Source organism: Pseudoalteromonas sp. ATL1, assembly GCF_058933015.1.
The window spans coordinates 425052-446572 of sequence record NZ_JBZYXL010000002.1 but is presented as its reverse complement, the minus strand read 5'-3'; the positions used below and the strand labels follow the sequence as shown (position 1 = coordinate 446572).

Here is a 21521-nt window from a genome sequence, read left to right as displayed (position 1 = left end):
ATCTAACTACTTCAATTTTAGTAAATTTGGACTATTTTTAAAGCAATCTAATTGTTTTTCAAATGTGTCTATGAAACATCTTTTTTGGCTTACCTGTATTTTGTTTTGCACGATGTTGCGCGTTGAAGCAAAGCAAGATAAGCCAGTGTATTTTATTTATCACGACTCTGATTATACAAACCACTCGCAATCAGCCAATGCGATGAAAATGGGGCTTTTAACAGCCCTTGCGCAAGTGAACAATCAAATAAACGGCTATCAAATTCAGCTGGTAGAAAAGGATCACAGAGGGAATAGTAATCGTAGTTTGCTGCATATGAAGCAATTTTTAAAAGACTCAAATGCGCTGCTTGTCTTAGGTGGGTTACATTCCCCCCCATACATAAAATACCGAAATTTTATTAATGAAAATGGTATTTTACTGCTTGTGCCTTGGGCTGCTGGCGGGCCGATCACCCGGTACCCTGATGGTACGAATTGGGTTTTTAGATTATCTATTGATGATACCAAAGCCGGTTATACGCTTATTCAGCATGCGCAAAAAATGGGCTGTAATAATAAGCATCTGCTACTTGAAAGTACGCCATGGGGCCGCTCTAATGAGAGCACAATGCGTAAGGCTATGGGCGCAGATAGCAGTTTTGCGACAACATGGTTTAACTGGAATACTAAGCTAAACGGCGCAAAAATCATGATTCGTGACATTATTCAAACTGACGCGGATTGTATTATGTTCGTCGGTAATGCGATTGAAGGTGAGCAATTTGTCAATGCGATGGCCAGTTTCCCCAAAGCGCAGCAATTGCCCATCGTAAGCCATTGGGGGATCACGGGTGGCGTATTTTACGATTCAGTTGAACAAGCACTAGGTCAAGGACTTGTTCTCCATTTCATTCAAAGCTGTTTTTCATTAAGGGATTACCAGCAAAGTAAGATAGCGCAACAAGTTATTGAACGCGCGCAAAGTTTATTTCCAAAAGAGTTTGAAACGCCAGCGACATTACCCGCGCCCACCGGATTCATCCATAGCTATGACTTGGGTAAGTTGTTAGTAAAAGCACTTCAAAAAGTTGATTTGACTAAGGACGTTGCACAGGTGCGTGTACAGTTACGGGACGGGTTAGAGCAGCTTGGCGAGCCCATTTCTGGACTGATAAAAACGTATCGACAGCCATTTTCAATTTGGTCTCAACAGCAAGATGATGCGCATGAAGCGCTCGGTCTTTCAGACTTCTGTATGGCAAAGTTCGATACAGATGGTGGTGTGACCTTGTTACCACAGCCTTTACAGGGGCTGAACTAACGATGGGGCAATTTATCAGTCGCTTTTTTATGCGTTCTACGGATAGAACATTTTACGCATTTTTACTTGTGAGTTTGCTGTTATCCATCCTAATCAGCTTATTTTTAGTTGGCCAGCGGGCGAACGATACGGTGGCCGAATTACAGATCAACACCCATAAAGCACAAGCACAGCTAACTCGGCAATATTTGCAGCAGTTTTTAGAGGCGAGACAGCAGCTATTGAGCGACTTAGCAAAAACGCCCATTCTGGTGCAAGGCATTATGGGTAGTGACAGCTCTAAGGCATCTTTATCAGATTTTCTACAAAACTACGCGTTTTTAGGCAAAAAAGAGTCGTTAACCGTTTTTAATATTCTTGGTGATGAAGTGTACAACAATCAGCCCACAGAGCGTTTGGCGGATATTACACAGTTGTGGCTGCAAAAGGTTGTTAATGGTCAGGTAGACGGGGTTGTCGTACTCGAACAAACGTATTTCAAAGTGGCTGTTCCGGTAAAATATAATGGCTTTACGGAGGGGGCATTGGTTGCTGAATTTCACTCAAGCCTGAATGAGTTGCTTGCACAAAATATGGCCGATGAGGCGAATGCGGTTGTATTAAAAAGTGATTGGGTTTCGTATGATTCGAGAAATCCCAACAGCAGTTACTTAAGTATTGAAAAACAACTCATTGGCTCAACGGGTATTGCGTTTGAATATTTGATAGAAACCAGTTGGATAGAAAATAAAATTCTATCGTTTAAACAAGATATTGCGTGGGCAATCGCGATTAGCCTTTCATTGTCATCAATCATTCTATTTGTTTTTGGACGTCAACTTTTGCTTAACCCTTTTAAGCAGTTGGAGGTATCTGAAAAACAAGCCAAAGCGAATGAAGCGCGGTATAAATTAGCGGTGAAAGGGAGTCATGACGGTTTATGGGATTGGGATTTAGAAAAACGAGAAATTTACTTTGCCCCTCGTTTTAGAGAATTGCTGGGGTTTGATGCACACGATACAGATAACTTTCCCAACCAAGTCGATACCTTGAATAAACATGTTCATGCTAAAGACAAAACACGGCTTCATGAACATATCATTGCACACCTTAAACACGATCAACCTTTTGATACCGAGTTTAGATTGCGTACTGCGACAGGAGAGTACCGAAATTATCGTGCGAAAGGGATTGCTCAAAAAAATAATGAGGGCAGAGCGATACGCATGGCTGGATCGCTAACCGATATCACCGAGCAACGCATGTTTGAAAGTGCGCTCAAAGAAGCCAAAGAACATAATGATCTGCTGGTTGAAGCCATTGAGTCATGTACTGTCGGTATTTCCATATCAGATGCTAAAGGTAAAGATTTTCCTTTGGTGTTTATCAACAAAGCATTTACCGATATGACGGGCTACGATAGGCGTGTCTTAGGTACCAATTGTCGTTTTTTACAAGGGAAAGACACCTCAAAAGATGTCACGTCACAGATGCGTCAAGCTATCTCTGAGCACAGAAAACTAACCACCAGATTACTTAACTACAAACGTAACGGAGAACCGTTTTGGAATAGCCTACAACTCTCTCCTGTGTTTGACGCTAAAGGCGAGTTAAAAGCCTATGTGGGAATTCAGCAAGATGTTACGGAATGGGTAAAATCTCGAGAAGCACTTAAAGAAGCTAAAGTGTCCGCTGAGCAGGCTAGCATGGCGAAGAGTGAATTTTTGGCGTCCATGAGCCATGAGATCCGTACGCCAATGAATGGTGTGTTAGGCATGTTGAATTTGCTTTTGAATAGTGAACTATCTGAGGAGCAACATCATCGAGCACAGGTTGCAATGACAAGTGCAACGTCGTTACTTAACTTGATAAACGACATTTTAGACTTTTCGAAGGTTGATGCAGGCAAACTTGAACTCGAAGTGCTTGAATTTGACTTGCGCAGAATGCTAGGAGACTTTGTTGAATCATGCGCCATTCAGGCTCAAGAAAAGGGTATTGAGTTGGTGATTAACATGACCCAAGTGGATGAATCATTGGTAAAAGGTGATCCTGGCCGGTTACGGCAAATTCTGACAAATTTGGTTGGCAACGCCATTAAGTTTACCGGTCATGGAGAAGTGGTGATTGAAGCTTCTTTGTCTGAACACGCGCCTAATTTTTGGCGTTTTGATTGTGCTGTCAGTGATACTGGCATAGGGATCTCTAAAGAGCAGCAGCAGAAGTTGTTTAAATCTTTTTCGCAAGTAGATGCTTCTACAACTCGCAAGTATGGTGGAACAGGGCTTGGATTAGCGATTGTGAAAAAGTTATGCGAGTTAATGAATGGAGAAGTGCAGGTATCGAGCACTCCTAAGCGAGGGAGCTGTTTTAGTTTCTACCTGCTTTTACGCAAGAGCGCCGCTTCTGAATATGTCAAACCACCGCTTGATGTGTCTTCGCACCATATTTTGGTTGTTGATGACAATGCCAAACAACGAGATGTGCTGATTGAGCAGCTACAACACTGGGGTGCCCGTGTAACAGGGGCGGACTCAGCAGGGCAAGCAATTACACACTGTGATGAAACGGTATGCGCGTCAGGAAAATGCTTTGATCTCGCTTTGATTGACTTGGATATGCCGCAAATGAACGGTTCACAACTGGCCGATAGATTAGTTCAAACACCGGAATTTGCAGCAATGAAATTGGTGGCCATGACAGAAATGAATAACAAACAAGACGAAAGTTATTTTACGGCACAAGGGTTTGCCGGCTACTTTCCAAAACCTGTGACGACTGCGGACCTTTTTGCTGCGTTAAATATACTCAGTTCACAAGCTAATGATCCACAGCTAAAAGCGCGTGATAGTAGCGCAAAATCAAAAAATAACGAGCTCGCGTTTGATAGTATTCAATGGGACAGCGGCGTGCGAATTTTGCTTGCAGAAGATAATCAGGTTAATCAAATCGTTGCCACGAGCATGCTACAAAAATTTGGTCTTAATAAAGTTGATGTAGCTGCAGATGGTAATGAGGTGCTTGATTTATTGAAACAATCTCAGAACAAAGATCAGTACACATTTATTATAATGGATTGCCAAATGCCAGAATTAGATGGTTACGAAACGACCAAGCTGATCCGAAGTGGACACGTTGGACCACACTATCTTAAAGTGCCTATAGTTGCCATGACTGCGAATGCAATGGTGGGAGATAAAAACAAATGTTTAGAAAGTGGTATGGACGACTATGTTGCAAAACCAATAGATCCCGACGTACTGCTCGGCAAATTGCTTGAATGGCTGCCTCACACAGGGCATTAACAGCCGCTTCAATTACTTGCAGAAGTGATCCTTGTCATGTAAAACTGTATAAAAATACAGTTTTACAGCGTTATGCAAAAGCAACTTCCAGAAAAATACTACCTTGACCACTACCGAGAATTTACGTCATTCATTTTGAAAACAAATGCACATTTGCTTTCTAAAAACCATATGGATTTGCTAAGAAAAATTGAGCAACTAAATGAAAACGCTCAGTGTCTTCTGGTCAGAATGCTGAACAGAAAGTCTCAGATCCTTGCATTAAACACGTTGCAATATGCCGAAATAGAAAATGTATCGGTGGCATTGGAAACACTACAGCAGTGCCAAATGATAGAGTCTATAGGCAGGCATACTTTTACACAGTGGTTAGACGTACTTACCAAACCTGAGTTGATTTTGCTTTGCTCTGAGCTAAATGTTCAAAGCGTACCAACGCGCTCTGCTAAAAAGTCGGTATGGTTAGACTTTGCAAAGTCTTACCTTGGCTACGAATCATTACGCGAGCACAGATTACTGACAGAGTACATCTGTGTTTGTGTTGCGGTTGATTTTGAATACTTTTTGTTCTTATTTTTTAATCGGTTAGAAAACAATTTGTCGCAGTTTTCTATGCGAGATTTAGGCGTTATGGCAACGCAGAGCGCTGTTAACCCTTCCAGTTACTTTGATTGCTTATCACAAGCACAGTTTGCATTTGAAAGTGCTAAAAAGTATCAGCAATTAGATACACTCGCTGAGCATGAGTTGCTTTCACTCGCAATGCAGCTAGTTAACGAACCTATGAGTGAACACTTAGGTGAGCAAGGGGAATATCGACGAGAAAAGCTCTATTACAAACTAGCGTGTTTGTTAGAAAAGCAACACCCTGAGCAAGCGTTGGGTTTGTTAGCAACTTGCCAAACACGTAAAGCAAAAGAAAAATATGTGCGTATGCTCTATGCACGAGGTGAAGTTGAGCAATGTAAATTGCAACTTACATCAATACTAGACTCACCAAACGATGAACTTTTACTCCTTTTTGCGAAAGACTTTTTCCTTAGAAAATTTGAGCAAAAGCGAACATCACTGTTAACCGATCAGTTGCGCGAGAACGCATTCGTCATGAACTTAGATGAAGCGTATCGAGGCAGAACGGAACAAGGGGTTATTGCCAGCTATGCTCGTAAAGGGGTTAAAGCTTGGCACACGGAAAATCAACTCTGGTTAGCCTTGTTTTGTCTTACTTTTTGGCAAGAAATTTTTGAACATGAAATGAGTATCGCGGGTAATGAGTTTGAGCGTTATCCCGCGATTTTAAAATTTAACCGGCTATATGACCAGCTAGGTGACGAAATAGCGCATAAGCTAGCGCAGTTAAATGATAACCAATCACTAAAACTTTACTTAATGCAACAAGTGACACGCTACTTTGGTCAGTCAAACCCGTTGTTTTATTGGCATGACCAGCTTCTTCATTGGCTTGTGACTTTAGTTGAACATGTTGATGTCACTTCGATAGCGCAAATTTTGAAGGTCATGACACAAGATTTCAAAACGTTTAAGTCTGGGTTTCCCGATCTCATGGTGCTGGATGGACAAACACTTCGCTTTGAAGAGATCAAAGCGCCTGGTGATACGCTTAGAGCAAACCAATTGGTTGTCATTAATAAACTTGAACAATGCGGGTTCAACGTACAAATACAAAGAACACAGTGGCAAACCGATCCCGAGCAAAGTTATGTGGTTGTGGATGTTGAAACCACAGGGGGTAATAAAGACTATGACCGCATCACAGAAATTGGCATGGTCAGAATTGAAAAAGGCGAAGTTGTGGCGACGTGGCAAAGCTTGGTCAACCCCGAGCGGCGCATTCCCAAATATATCACTGAACTAACGGGAATTGATAATGCCATGGTGAGTAATGCGCCATTATTTTCAACGCTTGTAGAGCAAATTCAAGATTTTTGTCAAGACGCGATTTTTGTTGCGCACAACGTTAATTTTGATATGGGCTTTTTTAAAAAAGAGTTTCAAAGAATTGGTATAGACTTTTATATGCCAAAGCTTTGTACTGTGCAGCTGTCGAGAAAATACTACCCTAATTTTGCATCATATTCGCTAGCAAATTTATGTGGTTCGTTAAACATTGAATTGAATAATCACCATAGAGCATTGGCTGATGCGCAAGCTGCGGCAGAAATTTTAATGATGATAAATACAGTGCGAATTGAGTCCACTAATGAACAATAATAAGTACTTAATATGTGGTAATAATCTCTGTAAAGGCGTATATTAATCATGCTAAAACGCGAACGTAAATTGGCATAAGGAAGCTGACAATGATAGAAGAAAAAAACCTTTCCGGCGTTGCTACATTTCAACAGGGTGTGGCTAAATCAGATGGACGCCTAACAATTTCAAATGACTCTGTATCTTTTACCCCTTTTAATGAACAAACTAACCTTGGTGTTGTTGAATTTGCAATATCTGAAATCGCAAATGTGGCACGTAGCAAGGGCACTGGCGCTGGCATTTTACCAATTTCATCAGACGCGATAAAAGTGACCTTGGGTAATGGCAAGGAATATGAGTTTATCGTTTCAGAGCCTCAGCAATGGATCGATACCTTAAGTTAATGTTTTTAAAATCAATAGCTTGATTGTTTGATGATAGCCAGTGTAATACCAAGTATAAAATGACACGCTTTGAACATTTTGCCTTTAGCAACTAAAGTTAAGTTTAGTTTGGGGTAAATTAACGAGGTGACTGTGCATTTTTTGGTATTACTTGCAATTTTCTTGTTAAGTTTTCATGCGAACGCTCGTCTCGTAAATCCTGTTGGGGTGCTCAACGAGGCGGAAGACTATTTAACCGTCAATCCCGCTTACTCACTTACTTTATTAGAAAACATTGAAGAGCCTGCTGAACTGCCAGACCACCTTTTTCTGCGTTGGCACATTTTGTCTATGCGAGCCTCTGTGCCCACGAATCAGATGTCACGTTTAATGGAGTCTTTGGATGCCGTATTCACCAAACATGACACGCCTCATTTTCAAAAGAACCTTACAACCGTACTCAGTGCGCTGGGTATTTGGCTAAGAAGAGAGCGCTATTTCAGTGATGCAGAAACGAGCTTAGATTGTTCTTACAAGTATGCAGCGGATGACCGTCAGAGACTTACCCTAACTAATAGCTTAGCACTTGTCGCCAGAGACAAAGGAGAATACAAAAAAGCGCGCCAGTTTTATTCCCGTTCAAGAGTACTCGCTAAGCAAATGCAGCAAATAGCTGTTTTAGCCATGATTGAAAATAACTTAGGTAGTGTTGCTTTGGATGAAGGAAAAATAAACGAAGCGGAAAAGCTGTTCCGCCAAGCACTGAACGACTATCAAGAAGTCGATAAGCGTTCAGGTAAAATTTCAGCGGGGATCAATTTACTATTTGTATTTCTCATACAAGGACAAACCACCAATTTTCAACGTTTGATTGGTCCAACATCGAAGTTAACCGAAATATTCCCCAACGAATCTAAGCAGGCAATGCTACTGTGGCTCAATGCGAGATATGATCAGCTGCAAGGCAATGTACTCACAGACAAAGAAAAACTCGCGCTAAAGGTCGCTTACGAGCATCTTGAAAGCGATAAGGTAAAAATACTAGTACGTAAACATTTGGCATCTGAGTTGGATGTCGATGTGTCCATGCCAATCCCGCCGGGAAACTTAAAATTTGATAAAGGCTGGTTTGATTTAGTCCGAGCTTGCAATTGGACTCAAGAGTAACCATTCACCATTCAAAGTTGGGCCTAGGCCAATACTTCGATAAAATAACGTAAAGTTCGCATTTTGGTTTTAGCCTTTGCTTCACTCACAATTAAATTTAGCGTGCCTTGCGATGAGCTACAGCGTATCGAGGTGTAATTGGTTATGCCTTCTCATATTGCTGATTGCATTTGGTACGTTGGGTGTGCCTGTTCTTGGGGTTATCGTTGTTTTTAATTTAGTCTTTATGGGCATTTTTGCGTTGGATAAGCACAGAGCGATTCACTCGGGGCAACGAATGAGTGAGTTGTTGTTATTGACTCTTTCTACTTTGTCTTTCAACATCACACTGTTTTATGCGCAAAAAAAGTTTGCGCATAAAACATTAAAATGGCAGTTCAATGCAAAGTTGTTGCTGTGTACTGTGCTTCAAACAGCGGTGCTTGGCTTGTTTGCTTACGCTTTTCTACTCCAATAGGCTGGGTGCATATTCGTCTAGTAATGACCAGCGTTTTGCCGTTTTTTCACTACCTTGGCCTAAGATCCAGTATTGATAGTTGATATCGATCTGCCCGTTTGCCTGCTGGATATCAAGCCACGCGTTGAGATAGTTCAGTAGATCGTAGTTGCGCTTTGCAACCGCAAAACCGGTTGGGTATTTACTCACGCTGCCTTGTGGCACAACCACACCAAATTCAGGGTAAAACATACTCCAAGCAAATCCGGCTTCAGCACTTATTACAAGGGCATCGTATTTACTTGGGTCGTTAAAGTAGCTTTTTAAATTAGCTAAATGCTTAAATTTAATATTTGGGTAATCTTTTGCGGTTTGCTTTAGCAGCGGGCCATATTCAACATGAGCAATGGTTAATGGCTTATCTTGTAATGACTCCAAGGTCGCAAACTCATCGAGACGATAGTCGTGAGAAAGCAGCGCAAGTTGCAACTGTAGCACTTGATTACTAAAACGCACCTTGGTGAGATCAGCCACATTTATCTCTAGCCCCGACATAGCCACATCAAAATAGCCTTTGTTTAAATACTCACTGAGTTGATGCTTTTTAAATGGGATAAACTCAATTTTAACGTCTAAGTCGGCGGCGAGTCGATGTGCCAAGCTGATATCAAAACCAACAAGCTCATTTTTTTGATTAAAATAACTAAATGGCACGTTATCTACCAAATATCCAATACGCAACAAGTTACGCTTTTTAATCACGTCAATATTGGTCAGAGACAGCTCCCCTGTTTGGTAGGCTTTAGGCACGTAACTTAACACATGAGCGGGCACCTTATCGGCAATAACCATATTCGCGATCACCTCATCAGCGGCTTGGGTGTGTTTAGCCAAATAGCTGTTTAAACTAAAACTGAGCAACATAAATGCGGGCAACAAGATGCTGAATAAAGTGAGGTAATAAACGGAACGCAGGCGTTTTAAATGCAGTTGTTTGCGACAGTAGAAAATACTTAAAAATACAAACGCAAAAATGTACACCACAGTGGTGGGTGAAACCACTTTGGCAGTCAGCACAGACATAGATAAATATAATTGATAGCTATCAGCCGGTACTTTTAGGCTGTCTAGCATAAACGGTATGGCTAAGTGCACATTAGCAAAGTAACTGAGCATGGCGGAAAGCGTGACATTGGGAATAACGCTGACTCCTACGGGGTTGCCCGTCAACCATGCGGCAAACATCACAAACATCAGGGTTGTGAGTTTGCCCAAGCTCGGAAAAGTATAAGCAATAGGCACCAACACTTCGGCGATATGATCAGCCTGTTCATCCGCTTGGTGTATGGCGCGCATATGCTCTTTTATACCTTCGGTGATCACAGGTAAGACAATAAATACATTTCCCGTACTAAAAGCGGTGATCCATGCGTTGCGCATGACCCAAATAAGCCCACGATATTTTAATGGGGTAAATGCTGCAACGAGCATGGGTAACAAAACCAGCATGAGATACAGACCCAGACAGAGCACAAGCACCCAATATACTTGCAAGTTGTTTAACTGTTCTTGGCTTAGCGTGCCCGCTGTGCTGGCAGTCATAGCAAAAATGCCAATTGGGAAAATGGAGATCACCTTTTTTGAGATCACCGTTAAACCTTGGCCCACGACATCCAAAAACTCCAATACGGTGTTTTTACGTTTATTAGCGATGAGCGCCATACCCATAGCAATGCAAAATATCACGATAGCTGGGACATTGCCTTCTGCAAGTGAAGCAAATGGATTAGCGGGAATATATTGTTCGGCAAAGTCGACTTGGCTACTCGGGGCAACAAGCGCGGGTGAAAAAAATGTGCCCGCATCATGTTGAGGAAGTGTAAAAGTAAAACACCAGATTGCGAATAGTCCTACGCCCCATAAACACAACATAACCGTCGCAGCTTTGAGCAAAATACTACGTACTTGCTCAGGATTAAATTTCCCTAAGCCAACAATTAAACTCACCACAATGTAGGGGAAAATCGTTATCTGCATGAGCTTCACAAACCCGGCGCCAATGGGCTGTAAAAAGGCAACCCGTTCACCAAAAATAAGGCCTGTCGCAACGCCTAAAACAAGCGCCCAAAACATCCAGTTGAGGTTTTTAACAAATTCGAGCAATGATTTCATAGTGATACAAATGTGCGGTTATTAATTAATAAGCATAATAGAAAACAAAAAGAGCGGGGATCTTACATACAAAAACTGACTTGTAGGTGAACCGCTAGTCAAAAAGCAACGGTATCGCAGCAATTGACGCACTTTATCCTAAGGCGCTTGTCAGTTCGTCGCGTTTTAATACGGTTTGCATCGCGACGAGTTCGATTTATAGATTATATTTAGTTGGTGCAGATCATACGCGATATGCACTTTGGATAAGTGATAGGAGACATAAGATGAGTAGATCATCAATCAGCGTTTTGTTGGCCATCGCAACCATGTGGGCGACAAACGTGAATGCGCAAGACCCCGAGCAAAGCAAAGAGCGCGCGGAACAATTACGTGAACAAGCACAGGAAAAAGCCGAACAGCGTCGAGAAAGTGCCCAAGAGCGAAGAGAAAATCAATGGAAACTGGCGCAAGAAAGACGAGAAGCAGCAATAGAGAGAAGAGACTCTGAAAAGGATGAAGTTGATAAAGAACGAGAGAAAGCGAAAAAAGCCAGAGATAAGGCAAAGAAAGAGGGTAAAAAGCACAAAAACAGAATGAGCAAAAAAGAACGTGAAGCGAAAAAGAAGGCTAAAAAAGCGCAGCTAGAGGCGATGAAAGAGAAAAAGAAAGCCCAAGAAGAGGGCGTTCAGAATTCTGTGTCAGCTAATTTTGGCTAGATATCTAAGACATCATCCAAGCGCCCATCAAAATGAATCGCCAGTTGAGACAATGTCATATTCCAGTTCTGAATTGGCATTGTCCATTTCTTAGAAGCATTCAATATCCCAGCATACAGTAGCTTAAGCAAGCTGTTTTCGTTTGGGAAGCCACCTTTAGTCTTGGTCAGCTTACGAAACTGGCGATGGATAGCCTCGATAGCGTTTGTGGTATAGATGGCCTTGCGAACGTACTCTGGATACTTAAAATAAACGGACAGGTTTGCCCATTTGTTTCGCCAAGAACGGAGCACTATCGGGTAATGTTGCCCCCATTTTGACTCTAAACGCTCAAGTTCTATCTCTGCTGCTTCTTTGCTAACTGCGCGGTAAACTGGTTTTAGATCAGCCATGAACTCCTTTTGATGCTTGGAAGCGACGAAAGACAAAACGCTGAAAGAAAGACAAAACGCTGACACCCACCACAAAGACAAAACGCTGACACCCACCACAAATTTGCGCCTTCCTAAGATGCCGCCTAAGCTTTAATCCTGCACTCAAAGGATTGAGGAAACCAAACTATGGCAACTGCCCGTAAAAGACAAATCAGTTTAACCGACACCAAATACTACCACTGTATCTCCCGTTGCGTAAGGCGCGCGTTTCTGTGCGGTGAAGATAAATTTACGGGCAAATCATACGAGCACCGCCGGGATTGGGTTGAAGAAAAGCTCCTGATGTTGGGGTCTGTGTTTTGTATTGATATCTGTGCTTATGCCGTGATGAGTAATCATACTCACATTGTTTTATATGTTGATGATAAAAAAGCTAAGCGTCTGTCGGATAGGGCAATTGTGATACGGTGGCACAAGTTATTCAAAGGTAATTGGATAACCCATAAGCTCATTGAGGGAGAGCCACTAAAAGAGTCGGAGCAGTTGGTACTCGATGAGCATGTAGCCAAGTACAGGGAAAGACTCGCGGATATTAGCTGGTTTATGCGGGTACTTAACGAAGACATCGCCCGCCGAGCAAATAAAGAAGATAATTGTACAGGCCGATTCTGGGAAGGACGATTTAAATCCCAAGCATTACTGGATGAAGCCGCATTGGCTGCTTGTCTCGCTTACGTGGATTTAAACCCCATTAGGGCGAAAATCGCCGCAACGCCTGAAACCTCAGACTACACCAGCATCAAAAAGCGCATCGACCACGCTAAGCTGGGAAAACAACCAAAAAGCCTACTACGCTTTGCTGGCAGCCCACGAAAACATATGGCTAAAGGCCTGCCTTTTGAGCTTAAATCCTATATTGAATTAGTTGAACTAACAGGCCAATGTGTTCGCGCTGACAAGCGTGGTTATATCAACGAAGCGCAGCCCATTCTTACTCGATTAAATATAGAACCTGAGAATTGGATAAAACTCACAACTCAATTTTCTCGGGTATTCCGCGGCGCGGTTGGCCGAGAGCGAACAATAACAGCTTATTGCGAAACACTTCAAAAACGACGGCGCACGAATCTAACAAACTGCGAGCGCTTGTTGTCTTAGTCAGACAAGCACTATTAACTCGAAAATCTACAACTGTTGTATTTACAGCGCTTTGTCGTACGCGATAACCCGGTTTTGGTGCAGAGATACGCTTGGACGTTAAAAATGAGCCTATCGGAAAACGTTTTTGTACCCAGTGATTGAAATATTTTTATACGTTTTTACTCCACTTCCTCTGCTTGGATATTAATAGTGATGGGTGCCACTTAATTTTGGCCTTTAATTGTGATGGGTGTCACTTAATTTTTTCTCTAATTTTCTTAATTTTTTCTTGAGCTGCGACAGTTAAAGTTACGACAATTAAAGTGCTAAATTTATCAAAAATTACTCAACGGGTTAGGTGCTTAAAAGCCATATGTATTAGCGAGTTAATTTACTCTAATCCTTTAGTTTTGACATTTAATTTTTAATGGGTGTCATTTAATTTTCCACTGGAATTAGCTGAATGAACGACTGCTTTGTGGAATGAAGCAACATAGCCATATAGTGACGACCGTCTCTTAAAAGCTCCAGCCGCCTATCAGGCGAAGTCTAAACTTGTTTTTAAACTGTAAGCTCGGATATGAGCTGCGACAGTTAAAGTTACGACAATTAAAGTGCTAAATTTATCAAAAATTACTCAACGAGTTAGGTGCTTAAAAGCCATATGTATTAGTGATTTAATTTACTCTAATCCTTTGCTTTGACATTCGTTTACTTTTTGCACCTTTTTGTTTGTTCATAAAACTGTCATATTCATGTACACTCCGCGGTCGCTTAAAGTTGTGTGGAGTAATTATGCGTATTAAAACCCAGTTGTTATTGTCTTTTTTGCTTGTAGGTCTCGTTCCTGCTGGTTTGATCTCGCTTGTGGCGCTGTTCACAGCCAGTTCAACCATTGAGCAGCAAACCTATAATCAGTTGACGTCGATTAGAGAGATCAAAAATACGCAAATTACTCGCTATTTTGACGCCAAAAAAGCGGATTTAAACGTACTGGTGTCTGAATGGCAGGCAACCTCTGCACATAATAGTGGCCAGTCCCTCAAATCTGTTGCTGATCAACATCATGAGTTTTTTAATACGTTTATAGAAAGAAACGGATATTACGACCTGTTTGTTATAAGTCCTGAAGGCTTTGTGGAATACACGGTAGCCAAAGAACCCGATTATCAAACTAGCCTTGTGTCTGGGCCTTACCGAGACTCAGGCTTGGCTTCTTTGTACCAAAACACTCGGTACAACAATGGCTTTGTTATTCAGGACTTCTCGAGATACGCACCTAGCAACTATGAGCCAGCCGCATTTGTCGGTCAGGCTGTGGTTATTGAAGGCAAAGTTGAAGCGATTATTGCATTGCAATTATCTATCGATGCCATCAATAGCATAATGCAAGTGCGCAGTGGTATGGGAGAAACTGGCGAGTCGTATTTGGTGGGTGATGACAAGAGAATGCGCTCCGACTCATATTTGGACCCAACTGGCCATTCAATTCTTGCCAGTTTTGCTGGCAGTATCGCGCAAAATGGTGTGGACACTGAAGCCGTGCGTGCTGGTTTAAGAGGCGTATCTGACACCGAGATCATCATAGACTACAACGGCAATCCTGTTCTTTCAGCTTACACACCATTTAACTATGAAGACCTTAACTGGGTATTGCTCGTAGAAATTGATAAAGCTGAGGCATTTGCACCCATCTACAGCATGAACTGGATCATTGGCTTTATTGCTTTGTTGACTGTGATAGGTGTTGTGAGCATAACCTATATTGTGTCTCGCTCGATTATAAAGCCACTCGGTGGTGAGCCTAGCCAAATGCGCGCTATCAGTGAACAGATCGCGCAAGGTGACCTGCGCCAAGACTTTTGTGAGCGAACTCAGTACGAGGGGGTTTATGGTGCGATGGCAAGAATGAATAAGTCGCTAAATAGCATATTGGGCACAATTGTTGAATCGACTTCACAGTTAGCGAGTACGGCACAGCAAACAAGCGCAGCGAGCAATCAAGCCAACGCAAGCTTGCAAGAGCAGCATGCGAACATAGAGCAAGTGGCCTTGGCAATGGAGCAAACGAACCAATCAATTGAAGAAGTTGCACAAAATGCGCGTGTTGTTGCTGATTTGAGCCACAGTGCACAGCATACCTCGAGTTCAGCCAATGAAAATCTACAGGCAACCGTTGTACAAATGACTGAGCTTAGCAACGCCATTGATAATGCAGAGCAAGTGATTAAGCAGGTTGAAGGTAAAGCACAAAATATCAGCCAAGTTCTGGAAGTGATCCAAACCATCACTGAGCAAACCAATTTACTGGCGCTCAATGCGGCAATTGAAGCGGCACGCGCGGGTGAACATGGCAGAGGGTTTGCGGTTGTTGCTGATGAAGTAAGGCAATTGGCACGAAAGACCCAAAATTCAACAGCAGACATTGAAGCAATGATCAATAGCTTGCAAGAAGGCACGCAGCAAGCCGTGACTGAGATGCACCACTCAATTGAAGCAACGAAAGAAACAATTATTGCCGCAAATGACAGCGCTGCACTTCTGCAACAAAGTGTGCAGCAAATAGATCAAATTGCGCAAAGTGCAGAAATAATCGCCACGGCTGCGCACCAACAATCAGTAACGACTGAAGAGATAAAACTCAGTATTGAATCAATCAAACAGGCTGCCATTGAAAATGCGGCGGGTGCAGATCAGGTATCCTCTGCGAGTCACGAACTCAACAAACTGAGTAATAACCTGCAAGAGATCACACAAAACTTTAAGCTTGCTTAATTTGTTCAAAAATTCAGGCCGGACCTGCGCTATTTCTCGCATCATTCGGCCTTACTCAAATCCAACCTATCATAAATCTACACAGAGGGCAGTGCCTACTGATACTCCGTCTTATACCTATCCTGAATAAATCTAAGTTCGCGTAATACATGTAAGGCACTCAATAATGAACATTGTGATTGAATCATTTCTATCGGCACTGTACCTAAATAAGATATAAAGCATTGTTTGGTAATCGCTTTAACTTATCAACAGCATAAGCATTTACCTCTACTAGGGGCATGATATAACATACTTTAGAACGTAATTAGCTATTTACGGCTTGTATACATGAAACAATACAAAATCAAATTTATAACGACCTACATGGTTGCCTTATTGATCGCTTTTGCGTGTTTACTTATGAATGGACCTATGCGAAATGGGCTGCCATTTATCGTTTTATTGGTTACTGGCCTATATATGGCGTCTATTGCTGGGTGGTTTGCCACACCATGGCTTTGGCAAAAATTAATGATTATTGGTTTGATTATTTTGCCTCTAGAAATAGTTGATATGGTGTTGGGGAACTGGCTTGCAGCTAAAGCCTCGCTAAGTAAACAAGTAAGTGCTCGACAAAAGCGCTGGTTAGCCATGTATCATGGGCCGTTTACTCAGTTAGCTATTATATTGATCCCACTGTCAGTGGTTTTGGTTATGTATCTCGCTGTTAGTAAATTACCACAGACATGAAGTAGAAATAATTACTACCAGTCTTTACCCAACAGCAAAGCACCGCTGCCAGTATCACCCAGTACATCATCAGGGTTGTACATCGGGCAGCTGCTCATAGATAAACAGCCGCAACCAATGCAACCATTGACCTGATTGCGAATACGTTGCATGTAGGCTATTTTTTCATCGAGCTGTTGCTGCCAGATGGTTGAAAGCTTGGCCCAATCTTCTTTGGTTGGGGTGCGACTGTCTGGTAACGTACTGAGCGTAAGTTTAATCTCTTCAAGCGTTACACCCATTTTTTGCGCCGCTTTGATCACCGCTATACGCCGCAGCACATCGGGTTTATAACGTCTTTGATTACCATTGTTGCGCCAACTGCGGATCAAACCTTTTTGTTCATAAAAGTGCAGGGCGGAGACATTAACTCCGCTTCGCTTGGCGACATATCCGGGTGTTAAATTGGCGTCTTCTAATCGTTTACTGCTGGTTGGCATCTTTTTTAACCCGCGTTTTCCATCCTGTGTATTTACCGTGCACGCCTCGTGTGAGGTTAGTGAAAGTAGACTCTAACAGATCAACGCCGTACAAAATAGCCACCACAATCAAAGAGAGTTTAATTGCGATGAGCGGGCCAACCACAGCAATGGACACACCGATAGCGGCAAGCATCCAAATGGCGGCTGCCGAGGTTACACCGACCACAACGCCCTCTTTGGAGAGCATCACACCTGCACCCAAAAAGCCAATACCAGTAACGACTTGGCCAATTATGCGCGATGGATCAGCGGCAGCATTATTAACTTGAATGGATAACATCACAAAGGCATAGGTGCCGAGTACGATGAGCGAAGAGGTTCTTATTCCTACGGGTTTACCGCGTAGTTGTCTTTCAAAACCAATGATGGAGCCTGCCAAAATGGCTGCGCCAATGTGTGACCACTGCATGGGATCAATGCTAAATAGGGTACTTAAATCCATGAATGTTGCATTTAAATGACTGAAACACTGAGTGTAATAGAAATTATGCTTGTTAGACAGGAATTTAAAGTAATACCAATGGGCAATAACACATAATCATTTTAAGGGATTAAACCTGACGATAGCCCCGTTAAAAGTTTCTCATTTAAAACAACTAAATAACGAAATTTTTGCCTAGCTACCTACAAGGTTTACTTGCCTCAAAATAGACCACTTAGTTAAGTGGATTGGTATAAAAAAGCCCAACAACAAGGTTGGGCTTTTAATCCAAGGAGTATGTTGCTTTTAGAAGCTATAGCTGACGCTAAACTTGATGCTACGCGGCATGATGTAACGACCGTTTGGCGCGTTCATATTACGCGGATCACCTTCTGTGATACCTTGCTCGTCAGTGAGGTTATCAGCAGCAAGTTGCAGTTTCACACCTTCAGCTGGTTCAACAATTAAACCCAAGTCGAGCTTTTCATAGCCTTCTAGCGTTACGGTATTTTCATTGTTACCAAAACGGTCATCAACTGCAGAGAAAGTGCCGTAAATGGTTGCAAACATACCGGCAACTTCAAAGTCATAGCTAGGTGTTACACGTAACTGCCAATTTGGTTGGCGCTGACCTTCATTGCCTATGATATTTTCTTCAATGTGCTCGGTGATTTCTGTATCTTGCCATGTGGCGTTCAAATTCACTGAGAATCCCGACTCATGGTTGTAGTTGTAATCCAGTTCTAGACCAAGCGCTTCAGATGTGAAGACTTCGGCAGGCTCGCCTGGGCGGCGTACAAACGTGTCACCTTTTACTTCGTTCGCAAATACGGTGGCAAAAAAGTCAGTGTTATCACCCATGAATTTGTAACCAAGCTCTAACTGCGAGACTTCTTTGATCAAACGTTCACCACCTTGGTAAGCGCTGTAGTTGTCTCTAAAGTCATCAAAGTAAGGCATTTTGTAGCCTTTGTTGATACGAGCAAAGACACCCATGTCATTGGCAAGCTTATAATCAGCGCCAATTGTCCATGATGTTTTTCTTGCGTTGTAGCTCACCACTTTGTCGATGGTACTATTTAAGTCTTCATCAACTGAGTATTCTACTTCATGCTTTTCGCTTCTAAGGCCCAAATCAAGGGTTAGGTCGTCGCTCGCTTTGTAGCTTTGTGTGGTGTAAAACGCGAGCGTTTTTGCATCACCCGTACTATTTATATCGTAGTTCCAAGCACACCCTTCAACCGCAGTATTACAGGCAATGCCATCGAGCATTTCACCGCCGGATTCCAACACGTAATAGGCTGCATTACCCAAACTCCACCAATCTTTTGCCGAAGTTGAGGCACTGTAAATACCAAATGCACTGTCTAGATTGTCAAATGTTTTGCTAAATGCTAAATCGTTGGTGAACGCTTCAATTTCTTTTAAAACAACCCAGCGACCCATGTTTTGCACTGGGGTATCCGCAGCATACGACTTACCCGTTACAGCGCCGGTTGCTTCACCTGTATAATCAGGTACTTCGGCAAGCGACATCGCGCTGCCAGCAGATACCAAACCGTAGGTGTTTGCATCACCTTGGGTAAGGTTAAAACGATCTATAAAGTGCCAACCATTTTTTAACTCAAGCTTGATACTGCCGCCTGATACATGGCCTTTCCAACCACGGCCCTCACCAAGGTCAATCTCCATCGCCTCGTTGCTATCACCCGCAAAAATCGTCGCTTGGCGGTTGAGTGTGCCAAGTTGAGTGTACTCAGCATCTATGCCTTCAACATTGAGTGGTGTAGGCAAATACCAAGCACCGGTATCGTCGGTTTGACGGGTGTATACGTTTATTTCGCCATTATCTAATTCTTTGGTGAGGTTAACGGTAAATTGCTGGCCGCGCTCAGACGTAAACCCAGCATCACGAATACCTGAAGATCGTTTGATATAACCGCCGACCATATAATACAAATCATCACTCACCTCGCCACTGAACATGGCATCTAAGCGTTGTAGCCCGTAATCACTGGTGGTGTACTTAAAGGTACCTTCGGTTTCTTCATGACCGCGCTTGAGTTGAAAGTTAGTGGTTAAACCGGGCTGACCATTCGATACAACAGGGTTTGGACCGCCGCGTAGCGCTTCCATCATGCTGATGGTTTCATCTAAACGAAAGATGGACGAGTTTTCTAAAAATGATAGCGTTGGTGCTGGGTAAACAGGCGAACCTTGCAAACTCACTGTTAAGAAAGGGGCATCACCTCCACCTGGAAAACCACGCACAAACACGTTTGCACCAGACTCACCACCTGAGCTTTCAACCCATATACCCGGCACGGCTTTAAGTAAATCAGCGGTACTTTTTGGTGCCAGTTTGTCGATTTTTACTGCATCAATGTTAGTGACGGCAAAACCGGCATCAATCTTTCTGATCCCGCGGCCACCGGCTGTACCTGACACAACAATCGTTTCAACTTTTTGTTTTTGATCGTTTTTGTCTTCTGCGATTGCTTGATTACTCAATGCCACCGCAATGGCGGATGCGAGCAACGAATATTGCTTGAGCTTGCGCATGGGAAACCCCTTTTTGTTGTCATATGGTTCATTTTGTTGTGATGCGCCGTGCCCTAAATCAGCAAAAAAGTTGATTCTGTAACCCAACAGAGGGGCACTTACAGTTGGCGCTGATTTTAAAATAGAGGTTATTGCAAACGTTTGCAATAACTTTAATGCAACTTTTTTAATACCCGTTATTTTAAAGTGAGCAAATTAGTGGCACGACTAATTTGCATTTGTGGCAGTGAATTAGCATGAACATGGTGTAATATGCTAGCTTCTCAAAAGGTTAGTTTGTTGTAAGTGCGCGTTAGGGGTGGTAGTGGAACAGAAAAAATTAAAATTAGCAGATTTAGCTAAGTTAGCTGGGGTATCCACCTCAACGGCATCTCGTGCGTTGAATAACAACCCGGTGATAAAACAACAAACTCGCGAACATGTGCAACAGCTCGCTAAGCAGCATAATTTTAGTTTAAACACGGCCGCAAGCCGTTTGCGTTTGCAAAAAACCAAAGTGATTGCGGTGGTGATCAATCTAGACCCAAATACCGAGCAATCCATTGATGATCCTTTTCTTCTCAAGGTAGTCAGTGATATTAATCAAGCGGTTAACCGCCAAGGTTATGAATTATTGCTATCAAACTCATACATGGCTGGGGATGATTGGCATGGCTATTTTATTGATGGTCGCAGAGCCGATGGGCTTATTGTGGTGGGTCAAGGTAAGCAGCAAAACCGAATAGAGCAAGCGGCTAAACTTGGCGCCCCCTTAGTGGTGTGGGGCGACCCTAAAACCCAAAGTAATTACCCTATCGTGGGCAGTGATAATTACCTAGGTGGTTTGCAAGCAACAGCGCACCTGATTGAAAAAGGCGCACGTCAGTTACTGTTTTTAGGCGATCCCGGGCATGCCGAGATCGGTGAGCGTCACCGTGGATTTTTGGCGGCTATTACGCAAAGTAGCCAAGCGTGCACGGAACAAACCGTTAAGATAGACATCACTAGCCATGCAGCTTACGACGCAATTAACCAGTTGTTACGTGGGCAAGGGCTTACTTTTGATGGTATTTTTGCCTGTAGTGATATGGTTGCGCTTGGCGCGTTGAAAGCATTAAAAGAGCGTTATGTGAGTGTACCAAATGATGTAAGGCTGGTTGGTTTTGACGATATTGCCATGGCCGATGTCAGTCATCCTTCTTTAACAACTATCAAGCAAGATACCCAGCAGGCGGCTAAAGTACTGGTAGAAAAGCTGATCACGCAATTAAACGGTGAGCATGCGGATTCACAAGAAATAGCGATTGCGCTGAACTGCCGACAATCAAGTTAAGCATCGTATAAACGTGCTCTTGATTTA

The 21521-nt window shown here is 42.7% G+C and carries 15 protein-coding genes and 1 pseudogene; 11 read left to right on the top strand and 5 right to left on the bottom strand.

Annotated elements, in window-relative coordinates; translation table 11 throughout:
- The first annotated feature begins 70 nt into the window (after window positions 1-70).
- From AC5FX4_RS20120 to AC5FX4_RS20095, 6 genes are all read left to right on the top strand, one after another.
- Window positions 71-1303 carry an ABC transporter substrate-binding protein gene (locus tag AC5FX4_RS20120; RefSeq protein WP_493608200.1) on the top strand — a complete coding sequence of 411 codons (1233 nt, stop codon included), beginning with the start codon at window positions 71-73 and terminating at the stop codon, window positions 1301-1303.
- Window positions 1304-1305: 2 nt separating this feature from the next.
- Window positions 1306-4587: a response regulator gene (locus AC5FX4_RS20115; RefSeq protein WP_493608199.1), complete on the top strand. Its 3282-nt coding sequence runs from the start codon at window positions 1306-1308 to the stop codon at window positions 4585-4587.
- A gap of 72 nt (window positions 4588-4659) precedes the next feature.
- Window positions 4660-6819: an exonuclease domain-containing protein gene (locus tag AC5FX4_RS20110; RefSeq protein ID WP_493608198.1), complete on the top strand. Its 2160-nt coding sequence runs from the start codon at window positions 4660-4662 to the stop codon at window positions 6817-6819.
- Window positions 6820-6908: 89 nt separating this feature from the next.
- Window positions 6909-7205, top strand: a complete 297-nt coding sequence (locus AC5FX4_RS20105; RefSeq protein WP_493608197.1) for a hypothetical protein — start codon at window positions 6909-6911, stop codon at window positions 7203-7205.
- Window positions 7206-7331: 126 nt separating this feature from the next.
- A complete protein-coding gene (locus AC5FX4_RS20100) occupies window positions 7332-8351 on the top strand; it encodes a tetratricopeptide repeat protein (RefSeq protein WP_493608196.1) in 1020 nt (339 codons plus the stop codon).
- 112 nt (window positions 8352-8463) lie between these two features.
- Window positions 8464-8808, top strand: a complete 345-nt coding sequence (locus AC5FX4_RS20095; protein WP_493608195.1) for a DUF1294 domain-containing protein — start codon at window positions 8464-8466, stop codon at window positions 8806-8808.
- Here the strand turns inward: AC5FX4_RS20095 and AC5FX4_RS20090 are convergent.
- Window positions 8797-10959, bottom strand: coding sequence for a cation:dicarboxylate symporter family transporter (locus AC5FX4_RS20090; RefSeq protein WP_493608194.1), 2163 nt, complete (start codon window positions 10957-10959; stop codon window positions 8797-8799). The genes AC5FX4_RS20095 and AC5FX4_RS20090 overlap by 12 nt on opposite strands.
- Window positions 10960-11225: 266 nt before the next feature.
- Here AC5FX4_RS20090 and AC5FX4_RS20085 point away from each other — a divergent pair, with 266 nt between their 5' ends.
- On the top strand, window positions 11226-11657 hold the full coding sequence (locus AC5FX4_RS20085) for a hypothetical protein (RefSeq protein ID WP_493608193.1): 432 nt from the start codon (window positions 11226-11228) through the stop codon (window positions 11655-11657).
- Here the strand turns inward: AC5FX4_RS20085 and AC5FX4_RS20080 are convergent.
- Window positions 11654-12085: pseudogene (locus tag AC5FX4_RS20080) on the bottom strand (transposase); the annotation flags it as partial. The gene AC5FX4_RS20085 and the pseudogene AC5FX4_RS20080 overlap by 4 nt on opposite strands.
- 132 nt (window positions 12086-12217) lie before the next feature.
- On the opposite strand from AC5FX4_RS20080, the gene AC5FX4_RS20075 reads away from it, so the two are divergent.
- From AC5FX4_RS20075 to AC5FX4_RS20065, 3 genes are all read left to right on the top strand, one after another.
- Window positions 12218-13189 (top strand): transposase, encoded by a 972-nt coding sequence (locus tag AC5FX4_RS20075; RefSeq protein ID WP_493608192.1) that lies wholly within the window; start codon window positions 12218-12220, stop codon window positions 13187-13189.
- 777 nt (window positions 13190-13966) lie between these two features.
- On the top strand, window positions 13967-15946 hold the full coding sequence (locus AC5FX4_RS20070) for a methyl-accepting chemotaxis protein (protein WP_493608191.1): 1980 nt from the start codon (window positions 13967-13969) through the stop codon (window positions 15944-15946).
- A gap of 330 nt (window positions 15947-16276) precedes the next feature.
- Window positions 16277-16678 (top strand): hypothetical protein, encoded by a 402-nt coding sequence (locus AC5FX4_RS20065; RefSeq protein WP_493608190.1) that lies wholly within the window; start codon window positions 16277-16279, stop codon window positions 16676-16678.
- A 14-nt stretch (window positions 16679-16692) separates the two neighbouring features.
- Here the strand turns inward: AC5FX4_RS20065 and soxR are convergent, their stop codons facing one another.
- The 3 genes from soxR to AC5FX4_RS20050 all read right to left on the bottom strand — a co-directional run bounded on the left by soxR (window position 16693) and on the right by AC5FX4_RS20050 (window position 20182).
- Window positions 16693-17157, bottom strand: a complete 465-nt coding sequence (gene soxR / locus AC5FX4_RS20060) for a redox-sensitive transcriptional activator SoxR (protein ID WP_493608189.1) — start codon at window positions 17155-17157, stop codon at window positions 16693-16695.
- A complete protein-coding gene (locus tag AC5FX4_RS20055; protein ID WP_493608188.1) occupies window positions 17141-17641 on the bottom strand; it encodes an MgtC/SapB family protein in 501 nt (166 codons plus the stop codon). Before AC5FX4_RS20055 ends, soxR begins: the two co-directional genes overlap by 17 nt.
- A gap of 285 nt (window positions 17642-17926) precedes the next feature.
- The gene (locus tag AC5FX4_RS20050; protein ID WP_493608187.1) at window positions 17927-20182 is read right to left on the bottom strand and encodes a TonB-dependent receptor; all 2256 of its coding nucleotides are present in this window, start codon (window positions 20180-20182) and stop codon (window positions 17927-17929) included.
- Window positions 20183-20486: 304 nt separating this feature from the next.
- Between AC5FX4_RS20050 and AC5FX4_RS20045 the strand changes: the two genes are divergently transcribed.
- Entirely contained in the window at window positions 20487-21494 is a 1008-nt protein-coding gene (locus AC5FX4_RS20045) for a LacI family DNA-binding transcriptional regulator (RefSeq protein ID WP_493608186.1), read from the top strand.
- Window positions 21495-21521 lie beyond the last annotated feature (27 nt).

Coding starts and splice junctions, on each gene's coding strand:
- AC5FX4_RS20120 (WP_493608200.1), top strand. CDS start 71: ATGAAACATCTTTTTTGGCTTACCTGTATTTTGTTTTGCACGATGTTG.
- AC5FX4_RS20115 (WP_493608199.1), top strand. CDS start 1,306: ATGGGGCAATTTATCAGTCGCTTTTTTATGCGTTCTACGGATAGAACA.
- AC5FX4_RS20110 (WP_493608198.1), top strand. CDS start 4,660: ATGCAAAAGCAACTTCCAGAAAAATACTACCTTGACCACTACCGAGAA.
- AC5FX4_RS20105 (WP_493608197.1), top strand. CDS start 6,909: ATGATAGAAGAAAAAAACCTTTCCGGCGTTGCTACATTTCAACAGGGT.
- AC5FX4_RS20095 (WP_493608195.1), top strand. CDS start 8,464: ATGAGCTACAGCGTATCGAGGTGTAATTGGTTATGCCTTCTCATATTG.
- AC5FX4_RS20090 (WP_493608194.1), bottom strand. CDS start 10,959: ATGAAATCATTGCTCGAATTTGTTAAAAACCTCAACTGGATGTTTTGG.
- AC5FX4_RS20085 (WP_493608193.1), top strand. CDS start 11,226: ATGAGTAGATCATCAATCAGCGTTTTGTTGGCCATCGCAACCATGTGG.
- AC5FX4_RS20075 (WP_493608192.1), top strand. CDS start 12,218: ATGGCAACTGCCCGTAAAAGACAAATCAGTTTAACCGACACCAAATAC.
- AC5FX4_RS20070 (WP_493608191.1), top strand. CDS start 13,967: ATGCGTATTAAAACCCAGTTGTTATTGTCTTTTTTGCTTGTAGGTCTC.
- AC5FX4_RS20065 (WP_493608190.1), top strand. CDS start 16,277: ATGAAACAATACAAAATCAAATTTATAACGACCTACATGGTTGCCTTA.
- soxR (WP_493608189.1), bottom strand. CDS start 17,157: ATGCCAACCAGCAGTAAACGATTAGAAGACGCCAATTTAACACCCGGA.
- AC5FX4_RS20055 (WP_493608188.1), bottom strand. CDS start 17,641: ATGGATTTAAGTACCCTATTTAGCATTGATCCCATGCAGTGGTCACAC.
- AC5FX4_RS20050 (WP_493608187.1), bottom strand. CDS start 20,182: ATGCGCAAGCTCAAGCAATATTCGTTGCTCGCATCCGCCATTGCGGTG.